General features: G+C 70.2%; 2 protein-coding genes and 2 pseudogenes. 2 read left to right on the forward strand and 2 right to left on the reverse strand.

Features of this window, described 5'->3' with window-relative positions; all coding sequences use genetic code 11:
* Together ABZ374_RS48315 and ABZ374_RS48320 are read right to left on the reverse strand one after the other, a co-directional pair.
* Nucleotides 1-514 (reverse strand): annotated as a pseudogene (locus ABZ374_RS48315) (hypothetical protein); the annotation flags it as partial.
* Nucleotides 511-1164 (reverse strand): response regulator transcription factor, encoded by a 654-nt coding sequence (locus ABZ374_RS48320; protein ID WP_360325159.1) that lies wholly within the window; start codon nt 1162-1164, stop codon nt 511-513. The pseudogene ABZ374_RS48315 and the gene ABZ374_RS48320, both read right to left, overlap by 4 nt.
* 199 nt (nt 1165-1363) lie before the next feature.
* Between ABZ374_RS48320 and ABZ374_RS48325 the strand changes: the two genes are divergently transcribed.
* Together ABZ374_RS48325 and ABZ374_RS48330 are read left to right on the forward strand one after the other, a co-directional pair.
* Complete coding sequence (locus ABZ374_RS48325; RefSeq protein WP_360325161.1) at nt 1364-1939, forward strand: hypothetical protein; 576 nt, start codon at nt 1364-1366, stop codon at nt 1937-1939.
* A 10-nt stretch (nt 1940-1949) separates the two neighbouring features.
* Nucleotides 1950-2593: pseudogene (locus ABZ374_RS48330) on the forward strand (hypothetical protein); the annotation flags it as partial.

Raw genomic sequence — 2593 nt, forward strand, 5'->3', positions numbered from 1 at the left:
GCAGGTTGTGCTCGGACAGTCGGCGTGCCGTCGCGGTGATCCTGTGCACCGGACGCAGCACCCGGCCGGACATCCACCAGCCGACCAGCATCGAGGTCGCCGCGAGCAGCAGCAGCGCCGCGCCCAACACGGTCAGCAGCTGACTCATCGTCACGTCCTGGCCGGTGTCGGTGACCCGGCGGATCGTCTCGGCGGGGATCGCGGAGATCTGGATCGGTGTACCCGGAACCAGTTGCGCGGGCTGGGACACACCACTCACCGCCCCGTCCCCGTCGTATTGATACGGGGAGTCCGCCGCGAATGTCCTGGCCATCGCCGTCGGCAACCGTTGCGACAACCGCTGGTCGACGAACCAGTACACGATGCCCAACAACACCGTGCCCACCACGAGCGACACGCCGCCGTACATCAGCGCGAGCCGGGCCCGTGCCGACGGTCGGCTGAACACCGCCTTGGCGAGCAGCCGCGCGTTGCCGACCAGGCCGCCCGCACCCGGTATCCGCAGGCCGCTCATATCAGGTATCCCGAGCCGGGCACGGTGCGGATGACCTGGGGGTCGCCGAGCTTGGCGCGCAGTTTGGACATGGTCACCCGCACGGTGTTGGAGAAGGGGTCGATGTTCTCGTCCCAGACTCGTTCCAGCAGTTCCTCGGCGCTGACCACCGTGCCGTCGGCGGCCATCAGGGTGGCGAGCACGGCGAACTCCTTGTGCGCGAGCCGGATGTACTCCCCGTCGCGGGTGACCTGGCGGCGGGCGTTGTCCAGCACGATGCCGTGCTTCTCCAGCACCGGCGGCACCGCCGGTGCGGCACGCCGGCCCAGGGCCTGGACACGAGCCAACAACTCGGCGAACTCGAACGGCTTGGGCAGGTAATCGTCCGCACCCAGCCGCAACCCGGCGACCCGCTCGGGAACCGTGCCGGCGGCGGTCAACATCAGGATCCGGGTACGCAGCCGACCCGCCACGACCGCCTGGCACACGTCGTCGCCGTGCGTGCCGGGCAGGTCGCGGTCCAGTACCAGGACGTCGTAGTCGTTGACCGTGAGCCGCTCCAGCGCGCTGTCGCCGTCGTACGCGACATCCACGGCGATCGCCGCCCGGCGCAATCCTCGGGCGATCAGGTCGGCCAGCAGTTCCTCGTCCTCGGTAACCAGGACTCGCAAGGTCTCGTCGCTCCGCTTCGGGCCGGGTGGTGGGCACCAACCTCATCGTTTATACGCGACCCCGTGTTAGCTCCGGATAACCAATTCGGGAGACGGCCGGGTAACCCGCCGCCGCGTAGACCTGCTGTCGCACCCCTCGCCGCACCGGCGAGGGGTGACCACACCAGCGACGGTACGCCTACAGGCGGGAGCGGCAGTGATGACGAGGTTCGGGCGCGCGCGGTCGGGGCGGCCCCTGGCGCTGAGGTTGGCGGTCGGGGTGGTCCTGGCGAGTGGTCTCGCGTTGACCACGGTCGGTTGCGGCGACGACGGCGGCTCACCGAAGAGCAAGGTGGCCTCGGGCGGCGGCAGTGGCGGCGCGAAGGCCGAGTCGAGCGGTGGCCAGGCCGGCTCAGGCAAGAGTGACGACGGCGAACGCCGGGACCAGATGGTCAAGTTCGCGGGTTGCATGCGCGAGCACGGGGTCGACATGCCCGACCCGGAGCCCGGTGAGGGCGGCGCGATGCGGATGCAGGCGATGCCCGCGGAGCAGGACGCGTCGAAGACCGAGAACGCGATGAAGGCGTGCGAGAAGTTCCAGCCGAAGAGCGACTTCGACCCGAACGACCCCAAGTACAAGGAGTGGCAGGCCAAGCACATGGACTGCCTGCGCGAGAACGGCGTGAACGTGGGCGACGGTTCGATGGGGATCACCCTCGACGCGGGCGACGACAAGGTCACGAAGGCGATGGAGTTGTGCAACAAGAAGGTTCCGCCGCTGACGAAGAAGAAGTAGGGGCGGCCTCGTGGTTTCGATCGACACTCCACAGCAGTACGAATACGACGAGGAGCCGGCCTCGGCACCCGTCGAGCCGGACCGCTCGGCGTATCCGCGCGAGCGCCGGCGTCGTCGGCGTCGGCGGGCCGTGGCCGCGGCACTGGTGCTGGCCGCGGCGGGCGGCGCGGCGGCCGTACTGCTCTCCGACGGCGACGGTGACTCCGGGGCCTCCGCGAACCGCACGAAGCTGGACGCGGTCCCGGTGACCCGGGCGGACCTGGTCGACCGGCAGAGCGTGGACGGCAAGCTCGGCTATGCCGGCACGTACTCCGTGAACGCGGCCGCACCCGGACCGGACAAGGAGCCCCCGTCGGCGGGCAACAACCCGAACAAACCGCAGGGCGGCGGCACTCCCGGGCCGACCCAGAGCCCCGGCGGCGGCTCCGCACCGGGTTCCGGGCCCGGCGCGGGAACGGGCGGCGGCCAGGGCGGTACGCCCCCGGATTCCGGGAACAACGCGAGTCCAGGGACCATCACCTGGCTCCCGGGTATCGGCGACACGCTGTCGCGCGGTGACCGGGTGTACGGCCGGGACGGGACGAAGGTGCCGTTGTTCTACGGCGGGACGCCGTTCTGGCGGGCGTTGTACGTGGGTGTCGAAAAGGGCGTGGA

The organism is Embleya sp. NPDC005971 (genome assembly GCF_040629175.1).
Taxonomy (GTDB): domain Bacteria; phylum Actinomycetota; class Actinomycetes; order Streptomycetales; family Streptomycetaceae; genus Embleya.